This window comes from Kibdelosporangium philippinense (assembly GCF_021390435.2).
Classification (GTDB): Bacteria; Actinomycetota; Actinomycetes; order Mycobacteriales; family Pseudonocardiaceae; genus Kibdelosporangium; species Kibdelosporangium philippinense.
This window is the reverse complement of record NZ_JAJVCN010000003.1, coordinates 471,777-490,234: the sequence shown is the minus strand read 5'-3', so window position 1 is coordinate 490,234 and position 18,458 is coordinate 471,777. Positions and strand designations below refer to the sequence as shown.

The window sequence follows — 18,458 nt, the reverse complement described above, 5'->3', positions numbered from 1 at the left end:
GGATGCTCCTCTCGGGGCGCCACGTCAAGCCGATGTCGCTCGGATAGCCTCATCTCTGTTATGAACACGACATCGCTCGCGGGCGTGAGAGTCCGCTTCTGCCCGTCCCCGACGGGGACCCCGCACGTCGGGCTGATCCGTACCGCGCTGTTCAACTGGGCCTTCGCCAGGCACCACGGCGGCGAACTCGTCTTCCGGATCGAGGACACCGACGCCTCCAGGGATTCCGAGGAGAGCTACACCGCGATCATCGACGCGCTGAACTGGCTCGGCATCGACTGGGATGAAGGCCCCGAGGTCGGCGGCGACCACGGCCCATACCGGCAAAGCCAGCGCGGTGAGATCTACGCGGATGTCGCACGCCGTCTGCTCGAAGCGGGCGAGCTGTACGAATCGTTCTCCACTACGGAAGAAGTGGACGATCGCCGCAAGGCGGCCGGGCAGGACACCAAGCTCGGCTACGACAACTTCGACAGGGACACAACCGACGAGCAGAAGGCCGAGTTCCGCGCGCAAGGCCGCGAACCGGTGCTGCGCCTGCGGATGCCCGACGAGGACATCACTTTCACCGACTACATCCGTGGCGAAGTAACGTTCAAGGTCGGCACGGTGCCCGACCCGGTGCTGGTCAGGGCGAACGGCGCGCCGCTGTACACGTTGACCAACCCGGTCGACGACGCGTTGATGCGCATCACCCACATCCTGCGCGGCGAGGACCTGCTGCCGTCAACGCCACGGCAGATCGCGCTTTTCCACGCGCTCAAGCGGATCGGCGTCGCTGAGTCCATTCCGGACTACGCACACCTGCCGCTGGTGCGTGGCGAAGGCAACCGGAAGCTGTCCAAGCGGGATCCCGAGTCGAACCTGTTCACCTACCGGGAACGGGGTTTCCTGCCAGAGGGAATGCTGAACTACCTCGCGTTGCTCGGCTGGGCGATTGCCGACGACCGGGACATATTCAGTATGTCCGAGATGGTGCAAGCCTTTGACATCAGCAAGGTGAGCTCCAACCCGGCGCGGTTCGACCTGAAAAAAGCCGAAGCCATCAACGCGACACACCTGCGCGCGCTGGCGCAGGACGATTTCGTGGAACGGACACTCCCGTACCTCGCGGCGGCCGGACTTGTCGCTGAGAAACCAACGGATGAGCAGCGCGCGTTGTTCGTCGCGACCGCTCCGTTGATTCAGGAACGCCTGGTCGTACTGTCCGACGCGGTCGGTATGGTCAGGTTCCTGTTCGAATCCGAAGAGGACTTCGCGCCTGAGCCGGACTCCGCGGCGAAAGCACTTGGCGAAGACGCGAAACCGGTGCTGGACGCGGCGATCGCGGCGTTGGAGCCACTGGCCGACTGGACCACACCGGCCATTGAGGAAGCCCTGAAGGGCGCACTCATCGACGGATTGGGTCTCAAACCGCGCAAAGCGTTCGCGCCAGTGCGTGTAGCGGTCACCGGTCGCACGGTGTCACCGCCGCTGTACGAGTCGATGGAGTTGCTCGGTCGTGAGACAACCCTCACCCGCATGAGGCAGGCACGTAACACCTGACGGTTGTTGATCCGATACAGGCAGTTTGGCCCCCTTGGCGACAAGGGGGCTTAACCGTGTCAGTGCTCCAACAATCACCTCGATAGACGAATCGAAAACAGGTGTGACGCGCCTATCGTCTCTGGATGGCATCAGCGCTGGAGTTGCGGTCGGAGCTTGAAAGATCGGTGGGCAATCCACCGGAAATCAAGGCAGTCTGTCTGGACATCGACGACACACTCGTGGATTTCACCTCAGCAGCGCGATCCGCATTATTCACACTGATCGGCCGAGATGACATGTGGCCGGCATGGCAGCACACGACGGACGAGTACGTGGCCAGAGCGGTCTCCGGCGAACTTGATCCATCGACGATGCGTTTGCAGCGGACTAAGGCATTCCTAACCGACATGGGAGTGCTGGTGGACGACGAGACAGTGCGCGTACTGGAAGATCGACGGCAGACCCAGATGTGCAGCGGCTGGCGGCTCTATGCGGACACGCTGCCCTGCCTCGACTGGATGCGAGCGGCCGGCCTGAAGCTCGCCGCTGTGACGAATGCCTCTGGGCCCGCGCAGCGAGACAAGCTGGCCTGCCTCGGCCTGACCCGGTTCTTCGACGCGGTGGTAATCGCGGGAGAACGAGGCGTCGCAAAGCCCGACAGCGGCATCTTCCACGCCGCCTGCCAGGAACTTCAGGTAAAACCAAGCAACGCCGTGCACGTAGGAGACCGCCTCGACCTCGACGCGATCGGAGCGCGGGACGCAGGCCTGCACGCCATCTGGCTCAACCGCGAAGACGTGCCGTCGGAGCGCGCCCCACAGGACGTCCAGGTGATCGCAGACCTGACAGAACTGCCATCGCTGCTCGTCAGCGAGTACGTCACACCGTCGGTGAGCGTGCCAGCCCCGCGATGAAGACCCCGATTTCCACCCCCTAGGACCCATCGCGTACTATCTGTCCCGGCGCCAAGGACAACAGTCCGAGACGCCGGTGGGGTATGGTGTAATTGGCAGCACGACTGATTCTGGTTCAGTTAGTCTAGGTTCGAGTCCTGGTACCCCAGCGGAAGAGCCCCTAGGAGCAAGTGCTAGGATTCCTCCAACAAAAGAAAACAGAAAGTTCTTGGCCCCGTCGTCTAGCGGCCTAGGACGCCGCCCTCTCAAGGCGGTAGCGCGGGTTCAAATCCCGTCGGGGCTACGCTTCAGACGCCCCCTGCTCAGTTGCTTCGCAACTTTCGCGGGGGGCGCTTCGCTATTATTTTGGGGGGCCGAGCCCCCCAAACCCCCACGTTTTGGTTTTGGCTCTTTTTGCCTTGCTTGCTTTTCGCTTTGCTAGGTTCGGCTTTGGCTTGCTGGCTTTGGCTTGGGTTCCGCTTGGGGCTTGCCTTGGCTGGTTCGGCTTCGCCTTGCTGGCTTTCGCTTGGGGCTTGGCTTTGGCTGGGGCCGCCTTCCGCTTTGGCTTGGGGGCTTGGGGCTCACCTTTGGGCTGGGCTGACTTGGGGCCAGTGCCACTGGCTTAAGCGAGTTCTCGCACTTCGGAGGTGGCCTGCGGGCGTGGGGCGCGGGGTTGATCTTGAGAGGTGCGGAATGCGAGTGGCCGGGCCCGCGAGCACGGCGTACCCGCGCCACAGGTGGACGGGACTGTCTACAGTGGCCTTCGTTCCGAGCCGCCATGGTCCGTGAGGGGAACTTTTGGCGCGTTGGATGCCGCGAAGGTGGCCTTCACGGCACCAACCTGGGTAACAGGAGTGACGCGCGGGGTTAAGTGAGATTGATGTGACGATCAATCGTCTATTGTGGACATCAACGCCACCGGCAATCGGCCCTGCGCTGCTTGCGACCAGCCAGAATGCTTAAGTCAGTGGCATTGGGCTTGGGCTGGCTCGGCTTTGGGTTCCGCTTCGCCACTACACGCTGCCTTCGGGTTTTTTCTAGGGCTTCGGGGCCTGGTCGCGGCTTCTTTGTGGACGGCTTGGCCTTTGCCGGGCTGCGGGTTACAGCCTCTGTCCGGCCGGGACAGTCCCACAATGGCACGGATGCGGCGGTGGTCCGCCTACGGGAAGTGGGCCACGGCGGCGGCTATACGGATCGCCGTCGTCAAACGGCGGGCGCATCAGCGCCAAGAGCCTCCTTCGTGCTCCCTTCCTCCCGTCTGGCCTGTGCTCTGCAAACCGTGGGTGTCAAGGGGGTTCGCCTATGCAGACCAGCCCCGAGCGGCGGCGGCACGGATCTCCTTGACGCCCATGGTTCCCATCGGGCAGGCCGGACGGGAGGAAGGGAGTGCGGCTTTCCCCTTCACTCTTGGTGGTCTGCCGTCTGGCGAGGACATCTTTTGAGATGCCCTCAGACGAGACCGTCACGTGCGGACCGTCTGAAAATAAACTCCACTGTGGATGTCCGAATTAGACATCCACAGTGGAGTGACAAGATCCAGGTCAGAGGCGGTTGTGCAGGGCGTCTGCCGCCGCCAGCAGGTCCGCGGCCCAACGCGAACCTGGACGGCGGCCCATCCTGTCTATTGGCCCCGAAACCGACACAGCAGCCACAACGTTCCCAGCACCATCACGAACCGGAGCAGACACACTAGCCACTCCTGGCTCACGTTCCGCCACGCTCTGCGCCCATCCGCGCCGCCGAACCTCGAGCAGCGCCCGCTCTCCAAACACCGCGTCGTTCAGCAACGCCCGCTGGGTCCCGGGATCCGCCCAAGCCGCAAGGACCTTCGCACCTGACCCTGCCGTCATCGGCAGGCGGGCTCCCACAGGCACCGTGTCGCGGAGGCCGGAAGGTGGCTCTGCCGCACATATGCAGATTCTGTGCATTCCGTCTCTGCGGTACAGCTGGACGCTTTCTCCGGTTATGTCACGGAGTCGGGGCAGTACCGCGTTCGCCGCGTCCAACAGTGGGTCTGTCGCTCCACCCGCCAGCTCTGAGAGCGCCGCACCCGGGCGCCACCTGCCGTCGGATCCTCTGCGTAGCAGCCTATGCACTTCGAGGCCTACCGCCAGCCGGTGCGCCGTCGCGCGCGGCAAACCGGTTTTCGTGCAGAGTTCCGCCAGACCACAGGGTTCTTTGGCAACGGCCTGCAGCACCGCCATTGCCTTGTCCAGAACACCGATTCCGCTATGCTGTCCCACACAACGATACTAACTTCCCGATATCTGAGATGTCCAGTATCTGGGAACCCACCACGAATTCTGCGTTGGAGGAGCGATGGGCCACACGCTCGCTGAGAAAGTGTGGAACTCACATGTAGTACGCCGAGGCGATGGCGCTGAGCCGGATCTGCTCTACATCGACCTGCACCTCGTGCACGAAGTGACCAGCCCGCAGGCGTTCGACGGGTTGCGTCAGGCTGGCCGTCCGGTCCGCCGCACCGATCTCACTGTGGCGACCGAGGATCACAACGTTCCCACCGTCAACATCGAGCTGCCGATCGCCGATCCCGTCTCCCGCACCCAGGTCGAGACGCTGCGTCGCAACTGTGCCGAGTTCGGTGTCCCGCTGTATCAGATGGGACACAACGAACAGGGCATCGTGCACGTGATCGGCCCGCAGCTCGGCCTCACCCAGCCCGGCATGACCGTCGTGTGCGGCGACAGTCACACTTCCACCCACGGCGCGTTCGGCGCGATGGCGTTCGGCATCGGCACTTCCGAGGTCGAACACGTCCTCGCCACCCAGACGCTTCCGCTCCGGCCGTTCAAGACCATGGCCATCAACGTCTCCGGGTCGCTTCGCCCCGGCGTCACCGCCAAGGACATCATCCTCGCCGTCATCGCCAAGATCGGAACCGGTGGCGGACAGGGATATGTATTGGAATACCGCGGCAGCGCCATCGAAGAGCTGTCCATGGAAGCGCGGATGACCATCTGCAACATGTCCATCGAAGCGGGCGCCCGCGCCGGTTTGATCGCGCCGGACGAGACCACGTTCGCGTACCTCAAGGGGCGCAAGCACGCCCCGCAGGGCGCCGACTGGGATGCCGCCGTGGCAGCGTGGAGAGACCTCCGTACCGACGATGACGCTGTCTTCGACCACGAGGTTGACCTCGACGCCGACAGCCTGACTCCTTTCGTTACCTGGGGCACTAACCCCGGCCAGGGTCTGCCGCTGTCTGAAAAGGTTCCTGACCCGGAACAGATCGCCGACGAGAACGAGCGCTTCGCCGCTGAGAAGGCCCTGTCCTACATGGACCTCAAGCCGGGCACGCCGCTGCGCGAGATCCACGTGGACACCGTCTTCCTCGGATCGTGCACCAACGGCCGGATCGAGGACCTCCGTGCCGCCGCCGACGTTCTGCGCGGGCACAAAGTTGCCAGTGGAGTACGGATGCTGGTCGTCCCCGGTTCAATGCGGGTTCGCGAAGCCGCGGAGTCCGAGGGCCTGCACGAGGTTTTCCTCTCCGCCGGCGCCGAGTGGCGCTCCGCCGGGTGCTCGATGTGCCTTGGCATGAACCCGGACCAGCTCGCGCCGGGCGAGCGCAGCGCATCGACATCAAATCGCAACTTTGAGGGCAGGCAGGGCAAGGGCGGCCGTACGCACCTCGTCTCGCCACTCGTCGCCGCCGCGACCGCCGTTCGCGGAACCCTGTCCTCTCCCGAAGACCTGCTCGCAGGGTCGAGCATCAGCACAGAAGACCTCCTGGACTGAAAGAAGAAGCACGTCATGGAGCCTTTCACCAAGCACACCGGGGTCGGTGTACCCCTCCGCCGGTCCAACGTGGACACGGACCAGATCATCCCAGCGGTGTACCTCAAGCGGGTCAGCAAGACCGGTTTCGAGGACGGTCTGTTCGCCGCGTGGCGCCAGGATCAGCAGTTCGTGCTCAACCAGGAGCCGTACCGCAACGGCAGCGTCCTTGTGGCCGGTCCGGACTTCGGCACCGGCTCGTCGCGTGAGCACGCCGTTTGGGCGCTGTCCAACTACGGCTTCCGCGCCGTGCTGTCGTCCCGCTTCGCCGACATCTTCCGTGGCAACTCGGGTAAGCAGGGACTGCTCGCGGCAGTCGTTGAGCAGCACGACATCGAGCAGCTGTGGAAGTTGCTGGAGACCGAGCCGGGTACCGAAGTGACCGTCGACCTGCGGGAAAAGCTTGTCACAGCGAAGGACTTCACCGCGCCGTTCGCCATCGACGACTACACCCGTTGGCGCCTCTTGGAAGGCTTGGACGACATCGCGCTGACACTTCGACACGCCGAAGCCATCGATTCGTTCGAAGCTTCCCGACCCGTCTGGAAGCCCGTCACAACCCTTGTCTGACGGGCGGATTCCGGGCCCAAATGTCACCCCGATGGGCGGATCGCAAAACTCATAAGCAAAAATATGGCGTGGCGCGTGGTGGTCACGCGCTTTTCGGCATATGGTGGCGATAAGTCGGCCGCTAAAGGCCGTAACCGTCATGTGGTCATAGTGGAGGACAGAAGGGTGAACAAGGCCCAGCTCATCGAGGCGCTCACGGAACGCCTGGGCGACAAGAAGACCGCAGGCGCTGCGGTCGACGGTCTCGTCGACGTGATCGTTCGTACGGTCAACAAGGGCGAGAAGGTCAACATCACCGGCTTCGGTGTTTTCGAGAAGCGCGCCCGTGCAGCCCGCACCGCGCGCAACCCGCGCACCGGTGAGACCGTGAAGGTCAAGAAGACCAACGTGCCAGCTTTCCGTCCCGGCACTGGCTTCAAAGAGGTTGTGAGCGGCGCGAAGAAGCTGCCGAAGGTTGCCGCCGCCAAGCCGGCCGCCTCCCGCAGCACCGGCACCACCACGCGTGCCGCTGCCACTCGCACCACGGCTTCGACGACCCGTAAGACGGCCGCCGCGAGCACCGCCCGCAAGACGGCCGCCGCCAAGCCGGCCGCCAAGGCCGCGAAGCCGGCAGCAGCGAAGACCACGACCACGCGTCGTGCCGCTGCGAAGCCAGCCGCGAAGACGACCGCCAAGGCCGCAGCGAAGAAGACCTCCGCTGCCGCGGCGAAGAAGCCGTCGACGCGCAAGAAGTAAGCAGTAGCCATAAAGCCGTGAGGGCCGCCCGGGGACGCCTGGGTGGCCCTTACGGCTTTGTTATACCCACCAAGGTGTCCCCTGACCACCCAAACACCCCACAAGCCGCTACGGCCCTCCTAGCCGCCCACAATGTGCCGCGCGGCATCACAGCTGCCGCGAACGCCAGCACGGGCATCCAGCGCCACTTTCCCGGCATATCCAGGCGTTTCACGCCTGCCCGACGCGACTGTGCGAGGACCAAGCGCCACTTTGGGAGCATGTCGAGGGTCTCCAGCGCACCGAACGCCACTTTCGGGGTACCTCAGGGGTTCTCTGAAAGCCCCCTGAGGACACTTTGCGGAGTGTCAGGCGGCCCCTATGACACTTTCGGGCGCAACAAGTGGTTCATCCATCCGCGCTGCCCTCGGTCCGGCTTTGGGGTCATATCCAGGCGTTTTATCTGATCCACTGCTAAAGCCGGGGCTGGCCGGGGGATGCTCCGAACGCCACTCTGGGGGCATTACGGGAAGTTCCTCACCGGGCACTGGCAAGGGGGATATGCGGCGGTTTCGGCCGCGCCCCCAATGCCCGGGATTGGGGGCACCGCTTAATTGGCCCAACAGTGTTTCACGGCTTCGGAAGCGGGCTGGGATAGTAATCGGCCGCGGCCAGTCCCAGTCCCGCGTGGACGAATGTCAGCAGCCACACACTGCCCTTCTTCGCCCGCACTTCTGGCAGGTCAAGGCCCGATTCCTTGGCGCAGGAAGAGATCAGCCCAGGGATCACGCCACCCTGGCTGGAGACCACCGGGATCCCCTCTCCCGCCGCGATTTCCCGCAACCGGCGCAGCCCGGCATCCGGGTCGCCCGAATACTCCTGTTCGCCGAGCACTGGCTCGATTGCCACCGTCCTACCGAGATCCTCGGCGAGGCCCGCAATCGTCTGCACGCACCGTACGGGCGGCGCCGCGTACATTCGATCCGCGCCGAACAGCGGCAGCATCGAGCGCAGTGCCCCGGCTTGCCGAAGACCGGCAGGCGAGAGCGGACGCTCGATGTCCGGTGCGTGCCAACCCTCTCGTTTCCCGGCCTTCGCATGCCGCACGAGCAGCACCGACGTGGTTTCCAATGGCAGCCGGGCAAACTCGGTCAGCACGTCCGCATCCTGCGGATACGTCAGGATTTCGCGTGCCTTGTCGACCGGCAGCCAGCGCAGCTCGTCGACTTCCTCGTTCGGCTCGAACGATCCGTCAACGGCCCGTGCGGCGAAGTAGTCGACGCGTTTGGCCGCGCCACGGACCGAATACCGAACAGTGTTCAGATGTCTGCCGAGCACGACGCGGAACCCGGTCTCCTCGGCCAGTTCCCGCACCGCCGCATGTGGCACGGTTTCGCCCGCGTCGACTTTCCCTTTCGGCAGCGACCAGTCGTCGTACCTGGGACGGTGCACCACGGCGACCGTCCCGTCCGGCTGCCATGCGACCGCCCCAGCGGCCGCGATTGAGCTGTGAGACACGTCAGCCGGTCGCTCCATGCAGCAGGATCATTTCCCGTTGGTGGTCACGGACCTGGTCGCTGCCTTGCGGCGAGGGTTCCCATTCGCCGTCCGGCTGCAACACCCAGCACCGGGTGTCCGGATCGAGTGCCGAATCGAACATGGCGTCCAATTGTTTTACCAGTCGCCGATTGCGGACCGGCACCTGAACTTCGACGCGGCGATCCAGATTGCGGTGCATCATGTCCGCGCTGCCGATCCAGTGCTCGCCAAGTCCGGTGAAGTGGAACACCCGGGAGTGCTCGAGGAACCGGCCGAGGATCGAGCGCACCGAGATGTTCTCGCTCAGACCAGGGATCCCCGGCTTCACCGTGCAGATTCCGCGCACCACCACGTCAACCGGCACACCGGCCTGTGACGCGCGGTACAACGCGTCGATGACCTGCTCGTCCACCAACGAGTTCATCTTGATCCGGATGCCGGAAGGCTGGCCTGCGCGGGCGAATTCGATCTCTTGTTCGATCCGCTCGATGATGCCGCGCCGGATCCCGTGCGGTGCCACCAGAATCTTGCGGTACGTGTCCTGTCGTGCGTATCCGGTCAGCACATTGAACAGGTCGGTCAGGTCCGCGCCGATCGCCGGATCGGCGGTGAGCAGGCCGATGTCCTCGTACAACCGCGCGGTCTTCGGGTTGTAGTTACCCGTTCCGATGTGGCAGTAACGCCGGATCGTCGATCCTTCCTGGCGCACGACGAGCGAGGTCTTGCAGTGCGTCTTGAGCCCGACGAGGCCGTAGACGACGTGCACACCGGCCTTCTCGAGTGCCCTCGCCCACTTGATGTTCGCCTGCTCGTCGAACCGCGCCTTGATCTCGACCAGCGCGACGACCTGCTTGCCTGCCTCGGCCGCGTCGATGAGCGCGTCCACAATGGGCGAATCACCCGATGTTCGGTACAAGGTCTGTTTGATCGCGAGCACGTGCGGGTCGCTGGCCGCCTGCTCGATGAAACGTTGCACGCTCGTTGAGAACGAGTCGTACGGGTGGTGCACCAGCACATCGCCTTCCCGCAGCGTCGCGAAGACGCTCTTGGGTGTCTCGTGTTCGGCGAACGCCGGGTGCGTCGCGGGCACGAACGGCCGGTCCTTGAGGTCCTTGCGGTCAACGGCATGCAGCTGCCACAGGCACGAAAGATCCAGCAGCCCGTTGATGACCACGACATCGTTCGGCGCCACTTCGAGCTCACGCAGCAGCAGTTCCTGCATGTGTTCGCTCATGTCGCTGGCGATTTCCAGCCGCACAGGGGGACCGAAGCGGCGCTGCGCCAGTTCCCGCTCAAGCGCGAGCAACAAGTCCTCGTCGCGGTCCTCTTCGACTTCGAGGTCCGCGTTGCGGGTCACCCGAAACTCGTGCACCTCGGTGACTTCCATTCCGGTGAACAACTCACCGAGATGGGCTCCGATCAGGTCTTCGAGCGGCAGGAAGGTGGCGCTCCATTCGTCCCCATTGGACTGCACCTGCAGCAGCCGTGGCACGTTGTCCGGCACCTTGACCCGCGCGAACCGCTCGGTGCCCGCCTCAGGGTCCCGAACGGTGACCGCGAGGTTGAGCGACAGCCCGGAGATGTAGGGGAACGGGTGCGCCGGGTCGACCGCGAGCGGAGTCAGTACCGGGAAAACCTGTTCGGTGAAGTAGACGTGCAGCCGGTGTTTGTCGTCCTCGGCCAGCTCGGCCCAGCGCACGATGCGGATGCCGCGCTCGGCCAGTTCCGGCCGGATGCGCTGCTCGAACGCCAACGAGTGCTGTTCGACGAGCTCCTGGTTGCGTTTGGCGATGTACGCCAACTGCTCGCGCGGCGTGAGCCCGTCGGCACTTCGTACCGAAAGGCCGGTCTCCCTGCGGCGCTTCAACCCGGCGACCCGCACCATGTAGAACTCGTCGAGGTTCGACGCGAAGATCGCGAGGAACTTGGCTCGTTCGAGCAAGGGCTGTGACGCGTCCTCGGCAAGGGCAAGCACCCGGGCATTGAAGTCCAACCAGGACAGTTCCCGGTTGAAGTACCGGTCGTCGGGCAGGCTGTCGTCGGCCGCGGCCGCGGTTGTCGCCGCGGGCGGCGCCGAGGGAACCGTCCGTTCGGGCCGGTTGTTGGCTGCCGGTGGTGGAGCCGGCGCGGTCGGCTGGTCGCTGCTGTCGGTGCTCACAACCTGATTGTCCAGCACTTATCGCCGAAGTGCGCGTCTCTGTGTGGACAACGTGGTTAACACTCGATCGGCCCACCGGCCATCGCGCACAGTAGCGCGGAAGTCCGCTGGCCAAGGCCTAGATCACGAGCGGCAAGAAGATCTTCGGCGGTGTCGACGTCGCACCGCAGGGATTCCCAGGCTTCGGTGAGCGCGATCGCCCCGGTCGCAGCGTGTTTACCCGCCGAACCAACACCGAACCGGGGATTGAGCGGTTCACCAGCCGCCGAAAGCAGCAGTGTCGTCCCGGTCGTCTGCCGGTCGGCGCAGAAAGCCCGCCTGCCATCAGCGGTTTTGATCGCCTCGGCCAGCTCGCTCGGCCGCAGTGCCGGCAGATCCGCCTGGAGCGCCCCTATTTGTCCGGCCTTGTCCGACTGACGGTCTGATTGGCGCAGCAGCATGGCGCCGTGCCGGAACGCTTCGTTGAGCCCGCCCGGTCCGCCTTCGGGCACACACTCGAACCCTTCGTCGGCAAGCACGCTCGCGACCGTCGGATCCGAGCTCACCACCAGGACCCGGCGCACACCGTCGGCATTGGCAGCGGCGGTCACTGTGTCCAAAAGCACGGCAAGCACCAGGTTGGTGTGCTCTTCCGGACGTACCGCGCCCCGCAGCCGCGACTTGGCCTCCGGCAGCATTTTCACGGGCACGACGAGATCTGTCTGCACCTTGAGATTCTGCATCAAAACTCAGGGGAGGTGCTTGGTCATACACTCCTGTGCAGTCAGTTGGCAGAGGAGGAGCTTTGGCGCGTCGTGAGAAGGACGGGGTCTGGGTCAAGATCGCCGCTGCGGTGTTCTACCCGATCACCTGGTTGGGCAAGCGGGTGACGCGTGGCACGGAACGCATTCCCCGCCAAGGCGGCGCGATTCTGGTTTTCAACCACATCTCGCACCTCGATCCGGTGGTCGACGCGGTTTTCGTGCACCGCAACAAGCGGGTGCCGAGGTTCCTGGCCAAGGACAGCCTCTTTCGTATCCCGGTCGCCGGCAAGATCATCGGTGGCGCGGGAACCATCCCCGTCTACCGGGGCACGGCCAACGCGGCCGACAGTCTGCGTGCGGCCAACGAAGCGCTGAGCGAAGGCAAGCTTGTCTGCATCTATCCGGAAGGAACGATCAGCAAGGACCCTGATGGCTGGCCGATGCGTTCCTTCCCTGGTGTGGCGCGGCTCGCGCTGGCCAACGATGTGCCCGTGCTGCCGATCGCACGATGGGGCACCAGCCAGATCTGGAACGGGTACACCAAGAAGTTCACGCCGTTCCCGCGTAAGACGGTCACCACTTATGTCGGTGAGCCGGTCGATCTTTCGCAGTTTCGTGGCGAGGATCCGCCAAGCAACACCACCTTGATGCGGGTGACCGAGCTCATCATGAACGACGTGAAGACGTTGCTCGCCGAGATCCGCGACGAGAAGGCACCGAACAGTTTCTTCAACCCGAAGAAGGCGGAGAACTGAGATGTCTCTGAGGCGGATCGCGGTGCTCGGCGCGGGTTCGTGGGGAACGACCTACGCCAAAGTGATAGCCGACGCTGGCCCTGACGTCGTGTTGTGGGCCCGCCGCCCGCAAGTCGCGGCGGCTGTCGCACAGAATCACGAGAACCCGGACTACCTGCCGGGAATCCGGCTGCCGGACAACCTGACGTCCACATCGGACCCGGCCGAGGCGCTTGACGGCGCCGAGGCGGTCATCCTGGCGGTGCCAAGCCAGAGCCTGCGCGCGAACCTCTCGCAGTGGCGGCTTCCGGCCGGTGCCACCCTGGTCAGCCTGGCCAAGGGCGTGGAACTGGGCACGCTCAAGCGGATGAGCGAGGTCGTCGCGGAAGTCGCGGGCGTGCCGTCGGATCACGTCGCCGTGGTGTCCGGACCGAACCTGGCGATGGAGATCGCGCGCGAACAGCCGACCGCGACAGTGATCGCGTGTGAGGACCACGATCGTGCGATCGATCTGCAACACGCGAGCACCACGGGCTACTTCCGGCCATACACGAACACCGATGTGATCGGCTGCGAACTCGGTGGCGCGTGCAAGAACGTGATCGCCCTGTCCTGCGGAATGGCGTCCGGCCTTGGCTTCGGCAGCAACACACTGGCCACGTTGATCACGCGCGGACTTGCCGAAACGTCCCGGCTCGGGATGGCGCTCGGCGCGGACCCGATGACCTTCGCAGGCCTTGCCGGGCTGGGGGATCTGGTCGCGACGTGCTCGTCGCCGTTGTCGCGCAACCGGACTTTCGGTGAGCGGCTCGGCCGTGGGCAATCGTTGGCAGAGGCGCAGGAAGCGACGCACGGACAGGTCGCCGAAGGCGTGAAGTCCTGTTCGTCCATTCGGGCGCTGGCCGTGCGCCACGGTGTGGACATGCCGATTACCGAGGTGGTGCACCGGGTCTGCCACGACGGCCTCGACCCGCGTGAGGCCGGGGCTGAGCTGATCGGCCGGAAGGTCAGGCCGGAGCGGTGACCGGCTACGGTGACGGGACCCGTTGTGTGCACGGCGGTCTGGGCGAGCCGGAGCCGGGAAATCCTTTGCTGGCCTCGCCGGTGTTCGCGACCGGGTTCCACGCCGGGCACGAGTCCTATGGCTACGGCCGCGCCGACAACCCGACGTACCGCGCGTTGGAGTCAGCGATCGGCGCGTTGGACGGCGGGGAATGTGTGGTCTTCGCCTCTGGCATGGCCGCGATCGCCGCGGTGCTCGGACTGGCGCCGACGAAGGTCGTGTTGCCTTCGGACGGTTACTACTTGACTCGTTCGCTCGCCGCCGAGTTGCCGGTTTCCGTCGTCGAAGTCCCGACAACCGGGCCGTGGCCGTCTTTCGACGGTGCCGAGCTCGTGTTGCTGGAGACGCCGTGCAACCCGGGCCTGGATGTGTGCGATATCACTGCCTTGGCCTCGGCGGCGCATGCCGCTGGCGCCCTTTTGGCTGTGGACAACACGACCGCGACGCCCATCGGGCAGCGTCCGTTGGAACTCGGCGCGGACATCGTGGTGTGCAGTGACAGCAAGGCGCTGTCCGGCCACAGCGATGTCCTGCTGGGACACGTGACCTGCCGTTCGCCCGAGCTGGCGGCGAGAATTCGCCAGACCAGAACGATGCACGGCGGGATCCCAGGGCCGTTCGAGACTTGGCTGGCGCACCGCGGGCTGAGCACTTTGGACCTGCGGCTGGCCCGGCAGGCGCAGAACGCCTCGGCGCTTTACACCGCGCTGCGCGGACATCCGCAGGTGTCGAACCTGCGATGGCCTGGGGCGGAGCAGGATTCGTCCTACGTCATCGCCTCGAAGCAGATGCGCCGGTTCAACGGGGTTTTCACGTTCACGCTCGCTTCGCGGGAAGCGGTTGAACAGTTCCTTGCCGCGTCGAAGCTCGTGACGGCGGCGACGAGTTTCGGCGGCGTGCACAGCACCGCCGACCGTCGGGCGCAGTGGGGCGACCCGGTGCCCGAGGGTTTCCTGCGGTTCTCCGCTGGCTGCGAGGACACCGAAGATCTGGTCGCGGACGTCCTCGCAGCGCTTTGAGGTCCACATCAGACACTGCCGTCGCATGTGTCGCACGTGTCACATGCGACGGCCCCCGGTCCACTTGATGGACGTGATTTGACGGACCTCGGATCCGCTGCTTTCCTATTCGGCATGATGCGCGCTATGGCTGACGGACGGGGTCACATCGACCTCGGCTTCGTCGCGAGCGCACTGTGTCTTCCTCGGTGATCGGCCCGCTGTCATCGCCCACGCCATTTTCCGAGGAAATCCCCATGTTTGCCGTACCAGAGAACACCGTTGTCGAAGCCGCGCCTGTCAAGAAGCACGCGGCCAGGATCGCGACCGAGTTCGCACTCGACCGCGACCGCTGGAAAAGCCACCTGCGCTACGACCCGACCGAACGATTCGCGACGCTGCTTGATCGCGTCGACGACCACGAGGTCTGGCTGATGAGCTGGTTGCCGGGACAGTCAACGGATCTGCACGACCACGGCAGCGCGACCGGTGCGTTCACGATCGTCTCAGGTGTCCTGACCGAGCGCGTCATGCGCGCCAACACCACACTTGAGCTGCAACCGGGACAGTCGCGCGTGTTCGCGCCGCACTACGTGCACCAGGTTTCCAACAACGGCACCGACCCCGCGGTGAGCATTCATGTGTACCGCACTAGCCGTGAGATGCGGACCTATCCCTGACGTGCGCCGGGATCTCCCACCCTGCTGACAGATCGTCGCTTGGCACGGGTGAACCCCATTGCTGTGTCAACGGAAGCACGCCGGCCCAGGCGCTGTCCTCGAAGACGTCTTCGGGTTCGTCGCCAGGGCCGCCCGAGCGGACCTTCACGGCGGCTTCGTCCAGCGACAGGGCCAATACCGTGGTCTTGGCCAGTTCCTTCGGGTTGGGCTGGCGGCAGTGCTCCCACGAACCGGGCGCCATGTGTTCGGTGAGAACACGCAGACCGTGCAGGCGTTCCTCCGTGGATTCGACCAGACGGGCGGGTCCGTGGATCACGGCCGAGCGGTAGTTCGCGGAGAAGTGGAACACCGAACGGGCGTAGACGATCCCGTCGAGCAGGGTCACCGCGACACAGATCTCGTTGGCCAGCGCACTGCGCAGGCTCAGCGCGCCAGTGGACCCATGCAGGTACAGGGTTTCGCCGTCGCGGCCGTATCCAGTTGGAAGGACGAGCGGCGAGCCGTCGACGACGACCGACAGGTGGCAGATGATTCCGGCGTCGAGAATGGCGTCCAGCGCGGCCCGGCCGGTGACGGCGCGCTTCTTTCCGCGTTTGATTGTGCTGCGTGGTGTAGGGGATAGTTGAGGTCTGGTCACGGCTACCAGTGTCTTCGGCAAAGTGGCATCATAAAAGGGCCAAAAAGATCGAAAACCGAAAGGCCAATTCTGGTGTCAGCCGACCCGCCAGCGCCGCCGGTCACGTTGGACCGCGAGTCCGAAACCCCGCTGGCCGTGCAACTTGCCGACGCGCTGCGCTCGGCCGCAGCGGACGGACGGCTGCGCAGCGGGGACCGTCTTCCCTCCACTCGCGCGCTTGCCACACGGCTCAACGTCAGCCGGACAGTCACGTCGGCGGCGTACGAACAGCTGCACGCGGAAGGTTGGATCGCGGGCAAGCACGGATCGGGCACATATATAACGACAGCCCCGCCGGGCAGCCTGCCGGAATCCGCGCCCCGGCCGAAACGCGGTGCGAGCACGCCGACTTTGATCGACTTCACGCCCGGAACCCCGTGGGCAGGCGGAATCGACCGCGCGGCCTGGCGGCGAGCGTGGCGTGCCGCAGCGGACGCGCCCCCGCTGATGCGCCCGGAACGCGCGGGCCTGGCGGAGTATCGGGCGGTCATCGCCGAGCATCTGTTGCGGCACCGCGGTTTGCGGGTCGGCGCCGAGGACGAGACCGTGCTGGCAACCAGTGGCACGGCGTCGGCCGTGTCCGAACTCGCGTTCGCCGTCCTGGGACCTGGCGCGACGGTGGCGATCGAGGAACCCGGATACCAACGCGCGGCCCAGGCGATGATCGCGGCCGGGCTGAACGTCGTCCAGGCGCCTGTCGATGTGGAAGGGTTCCGTGTCGATTCGGTGCCCGATGGGGTGAAAGCGGTCTATTGCTCGCCCGCGCACCAATATCCCTTGGGGGGCCGGATGCCCGCGGGTCGTCGCGTCGAGCTCGTTGAACGCGCGCGCCGAGACGGTTTCCTTGTCATCGAGGACGACTACGACGGCGAGCTGCGGTATGACGTGGCGCCGCTGCCTTTGCTCGCCGCGCTGGCCCCGGATGTCGTGGTGCACCTGGGAACCACGAGCAAGATCCTCACCCCGACCCTGGGCACCGGGTGGATGGTCGCGCCGCCGTCAGTCGTGTCGGCGATCCTGGAACTGCGTGACCGCACGGGAATGGGACCCGCGGTCGCCGGGCAACGCGTACTGGTCGAGTACGCCCGCAACGGGGATCTCGGCAGGCATCTGCGACGGCTGCGCCGGGAGTTGTCCGAGCGGCGTTGGCTCGTGGTGGATGCCTTGCGGGAAGCAGGTTTCGAGGTTCTCGGCGATGACGCGGGTGCCCATGTCGTGATCCCGTTGCCCTCGGCTCGCGCGGAACGGGAAGTGCGGATCAAAGCCGAGGAATTCGGGGCCAGGGTTGACGGACTGACCAGGCATCACGCTGGCAGGCCCCGATGGCACGGGATCGCCTTAGGCTACGCGGCGTGCTCGCGTGACGAGCTCGCCAGTGTGTTGCCGCAACTGGTCGACCTGCTCAAGCACGCAGGCCGGACACCATGAGACCCTCGTGAGTGGTTATCCGCGTTCTAACCCTGATAACCACTCACAAGGGTTTTTTGGTGAGGGTCTTGCCGATGAGGCTGGAGATGTCCTGCAGTGGACCGGTTCCCGTGCCGCGTGGGATGGTCAGCGCGACGTACACCGGCCGGTCGGCCAGATACCAGGTGGTCGCGGTCTCGCTGTCGATCGGCAGCCACGCGACACCATCGATCGCACGGAGGTTCTGTGTGTCCGGCTTCAGCTCGGCCGGCTTGTCCAGACCACAGCGCAGCACGATCGGGTCGGAGCGCTGGTCGGTCCACGCGACCGACGCCGGCGGCGCGGGCTCGGCCAGCGCCGCCTTGGTCAGCGTGGTCGACCCGGACTGCAGTGTCGCGGGGACCTTCTGGACAAGGGTGGTGCAGTCGGCGGATCCCGCATTCGGTGCGGGCACAGGCACAAGGGCGACCGGTCCGGTCCGCAGTGGCGCCGGTGGCACCGCGGGCTCGGCCAGCTCGTCGGTCCGTGAACCGAAGACGATGGCGACGATGATCACGCCGACGACGAGCAGCCCGGCCAGCCCGGCTGCGATCAGAATCCTTGGCCTGTCCACCTATCCACTACAGCATGACCTAGAGATGAACCACCGGGCAGGTCAGCGTCCGTGTGATCCCGTCGACGTTCTGGATCCGCGCGACAACCAGCTGGCCGAGCAGGTCGACACTGTCCGCCTCGGCGCGCACGATCACGTCGTAGGGACCGGTGACATCCTCCGCGGTGGTGACTCCCTGTATGCCTGCGATCTCCGCGGCCACCGCGGCCGCCTTGCCGACCTCGGTCTGAATAAGGATGTAAGCGTGGACCACCGGCGTGCCCCTTCGTCTGGACAAGAATGCTCAAGGTAGGAACGTGGTCAGCAACGTACCCCAACCGGGGAATGTTTGGTGATCCGAACATT

The 18,458-nt window shown here is 65.1% G+C and carries 17 protein-coding genes and 2 tRNA genes; 12 read left to right on the top strand and 7 right to left on the bottom strand.

The window, feature by feature from the left end; all coding sequences use genetic code 11:
* Positions 1-60: 60 nt before the first annotated feature.
* The 4 genes from gltX to LWC34_RS34175 all read left to right on the top strand — a co-directional run bounded on the left by gltX (position 61) and on the right by LWC34_RS34175 (position 2,724).
* The gene (gltX, locus tag LWC34_RS34190; protein ID WP_233729394.1) at positions 61-1,545 is read left to right on the top strand and encodes a glutamate--tRNA ligase; all 1,485 of its coding nucleotides are present in this window, start codon (positions 61-63) and stop codon (positions 1,543-1,545) included.
* Between the two features lie 125 nt (positions 1,546-1,670).
* The gene (locus LWC34_RS34185; RefSeq protein WP_233729393.1) at positions 1,671-2,441 is read left to right on the top strand and encodes an HAD family hydrolase; all 771 of its coding nucleotides are present in this window, start codon (positions 1,671-1,673) and stop codon (positions 2,439-2,441) included.
* Positions 2,442-2,518: 77 nt separating this feature from the next.
* A tRNA-Gln gene (locus LWC34_RS34180) sits at positions 2,519-2,590 on the top strand.
* Between the two features lie 61 nt (positions 2,591-2,651).
* Positions 2,652-2,724 (top strand) — tRNA-Glu (locus tag LWC34_RS34175).
* 1,237 nt (positions 2,725-3,961) lie between these two features.
* Here LWC34_RS34175 and LWC34_RS34170 read toward each other — a convergent pair.
* Positions 3,962-4,663 carry an IclR family transcriptional regulator gene (locus LWC34_RS34170; protein ID WP_185845626.1) on the bottom strand — a complete coding sequence of 234 codons (702 nt, stop codon included), beginning with the start codon at positions 4,661-4,663 and terminating at the stop codon, positions 3,962-3,964.
* Positions 4,664-4,739: 76 nt separating this feature from the next.
* On the opposite strand from LWC34_RS34170, the gene leuC reads away from it, so the two are divergent.
* The 3 genes from leuC (at position 4,740) to LWC34_RS34155 (ending at position 7,523) form a co-directional block, all read left to right on the top strand.
* The gene (gene leuC, locus LWC34_RS34165; protein WP_233729392.1) at positions 4,740-6,179 is read left to right on the top strand and encodes a 3-isopropylmalate dehydratase large subunit; all 1,440 of its coding nucleotides are present in this window, start codon (positions 4,740-4,742) and stop codon (positions 6,177-6,179) included.
* Positions 6,180-6,194: 15 nt separating this feature from the next.
* Positions 6,195-6,788: a 3-isopropylmalate dehydratase small subunit gene (gene leuD, locus LWC34_RS34160; protein WP_233729391.1), complete on the top strand. Its 594-nt coding sequence runs from the start codon at positions 6,195-6,197 to the stop codon at positions 6,786-6,788.
* Between the two features lie 165 nt (positions 6,789-6,953).
* Complete coding sequence (locus LWC34_RS34155; protein WP_233729390.1) at positions 6,954-7,523, top strand: HU family DNA-binding protein; 570 nt, start codon at positions 6,954-6,956, stop codon at positions 7,521-7,523.
* Between the two features lie 609 nt (positions 7,524-8,132).
* Here the strand turns inward: LWC34_RS34155 and LWC34_RS34150 are convergent.
* Genes LWC34_RS34150 through cofC form a run of 3 tightly spaced genes read right to left on the bottom strand, consistent with a single transcriptional unit; the run spans position 8,133 to position 11,906 of the window.
* On the bottom strand, positions 8,133-9,038 hold the full coding sequence (locus tag LWC34_RS34150) for an NUDIX hydrolase (RefSeq protein WP_372496683.1): 906 nt from the start codon (positions 9,036-9,038) through the stop codon (positions 8,133-8,135).
* A complete protein-coding gene (locus tag LWC34_RS34145; protein WP_233729388.1) occupies positions 9,022-11,199 on the bottom strand; it encodes an RNA degradosome polyphosphate kinase in 2,178 nt (725 codons plus the stop codon). Before LWC34_RS34145 ends, LWC34_RS34150 begins: the two co-directional genes overlap by 17 nt.
* 56 nt (positions 11,200-11,255) lie before the next feature.
* Complete coding sequence (gene cofC / locus LWC34_RS34140) at positions 11,256-11,906, bottom strand: 2-phospho-L-lactate guanylyltransferase (protein WP_233729387.1); 651 nt, start codon at positions 11,904-11,906, stop codon at positions 11,256-11,258.
* 77 nt (positions 11,907-11,983) lie between these two features.
* Between cofC and LWC34_RS34135 the strand changes: the two genes are divergently transcribed.
* From LWC34_RS34135 to LWC34_RS34120, 4 genes are all read left to right on the top strand, one after another.
* On the top strand, positions 11,984-12,697 hold the full coding sequence (locus LWC34_RS34135; RefSeq protein WP_233729386.1) for a lysophospholipid acyltransferase family protein: 714 nt from the start codon (positions 11,984-11,986) through the stop codon (positions 12,695-12,697).
* Position 12,698: 1 nt separating this feature from the next.
* A complete protein-coding gene (locus LWC34_RS34130) occupies positions 12,699-13,700 on the top strand; it encodes an NAD(P)H-dependent glycerol-3-phosphate dehydrogenase (RefSeq protein ID WP_233729385.1) in 1,002 nt (333 codons plus the stop codon).
* Positions 13,697-14,758: a cystathionine gamma-lyase gene (locus LWC34_RS34125; RefSeq protein WP_233729384.1), complete on the top strand. Its 1,062-nt coding sequence runs from the start codon at positions 13,697-13,699 to the stop codon at positions 14,756-14,758. The genes LWC34_RS34130 and LWC34_RS34125 overlap by 4 nt, the downstream gene beginning before the upstream one ends.
* Positions 14,759-14,994: 236 nt before the next feature.
* On the top strand, positions 14,995-15,417 hold the full coding sequence (locus LWC34_RS34120) for a cysteine dioxygenase (RefSeq protein WP_233729383.1): 423 nt from the start codon (positions 14,995-14,997) through the stop codon (positions 15,415-15,417).
* Here the strand turns inward: LWC34_RS34120 and LWC34_RS34115 are convergent.
* Positions 15,389-16,075, bottom strand: a complete 687-nt coding sequence (locus LWC34_RS34115; protein WP_233729382.1) for a pyridoxamine 5'-phosphate oxidase family protein — start codon at positions 16,073-16,075, stop codon at positions 15,389-15,391. The two genes, LWC34_RS34120 and LWC34_RS34115, sit on opposite strands and share 29 nt — an antisense overlap.
* A 51-nt stretch (positions 16,076-16,126) precedes the next feature.
* Between LWC34_RS34115 and pdxR the strand changes: the two genes are divergently transcribed.
* Positions 16,127-17,521: a MocR-like pyridoxine biosynthesis transcription factor PdxR gene (gene pdxR / locus LWC34_RS34110; RefSeq protein ID WP_233729381.1), complete on the top strand. Its 1,395-nt coding sequence runs from the start codon at positions 16,127-16,129 to the stop codon at positions 17,519-17,521.
* 43 nt (positions 17,522-17,564) lie between these two features.
* On the opposite strand, the gene LWC34_RS34105 is transcribed toward pdxR, so the two are convergent.
* Positions 17,565-18,113 carry a DUF3515 domain-containing protein gene (locus tag LWC34_RS34105; RefSeq protein ID WP_233729380.1) on the bottom strand — a complete coding sequence of 183 codons (549 nt, stop codon included), beginning with the start codon at positions 18,111-18,113 and terminating at the stop codon, positions 17,565-17,567.
* A gap of 19 nt (positions 18,114-18,132) precedes the next feature.
* Positions 18,133-18,366, bottom strand: coding sequence for an Lrp/AsnC ligand binding domain-containing protein (locus tag LWC34_RS34100; protein WP_033380331.1), 234 nt, complete (start codon positions 18,364-18,366; stop codon positions 18,133-18,135).
* Between the last annotated feature and the right edge of the window lie 92 nt (positions 18,367-18,458).

Excerpts from the sequence above, each read along its gene's own strand:
- gltX (WP_233729394.1), top strand. The coding sequence starts at position 61 with ATGAACACGACATCGCTCGCGGGCGTGAGAGTCCGCTTCTGCCCGTCC.
- LWC34_RS34185 (WP_233729393.1), top strand. The coding sequence starts at position 1,671 with ATGGCATCAGCGCTGGAGTTGCGGTCGGAGCTTGAAAGATCGGTGGGC.
- leuC (WP_233729392.1), top strand. The coding sequence starts at position 4,740 with ATGGGCCACACGCTCGCTGAGAAAGTGTGGAACTCACATGTAGTACGC.
- leuD (WP_233729391.1), top strand. The coding sequence starts at position 6,195 with ATGGAGCCTTTCACCAAGCACACCGGGGTCGGTGTACCCCTCCGCCGG.
- LWC34_RS34150 (WP_372496683.1), bottom strand. The coding sequence starts at position 9,038 with ATGGAGCGACCGGCTGACGTGTCTCACAGCTCAATCGCGGCCGCTGGG.
- LWC34_RS34130 (WP_233729385.1), top strand. The coding sequence starts at position 12,699 with ATGTCTCTGAGGCGGATCGCGGTGCTCGGCGCGGGTTCGTGGGGAACG.
- LWC34_RS34120 (WP_233729383.1), top strand. The coding sequence starts at position 14,995 with ATGTTTGCCGTACCAGAGAACACCGTTGTCGAAGCCGCGCCTGTCAAG.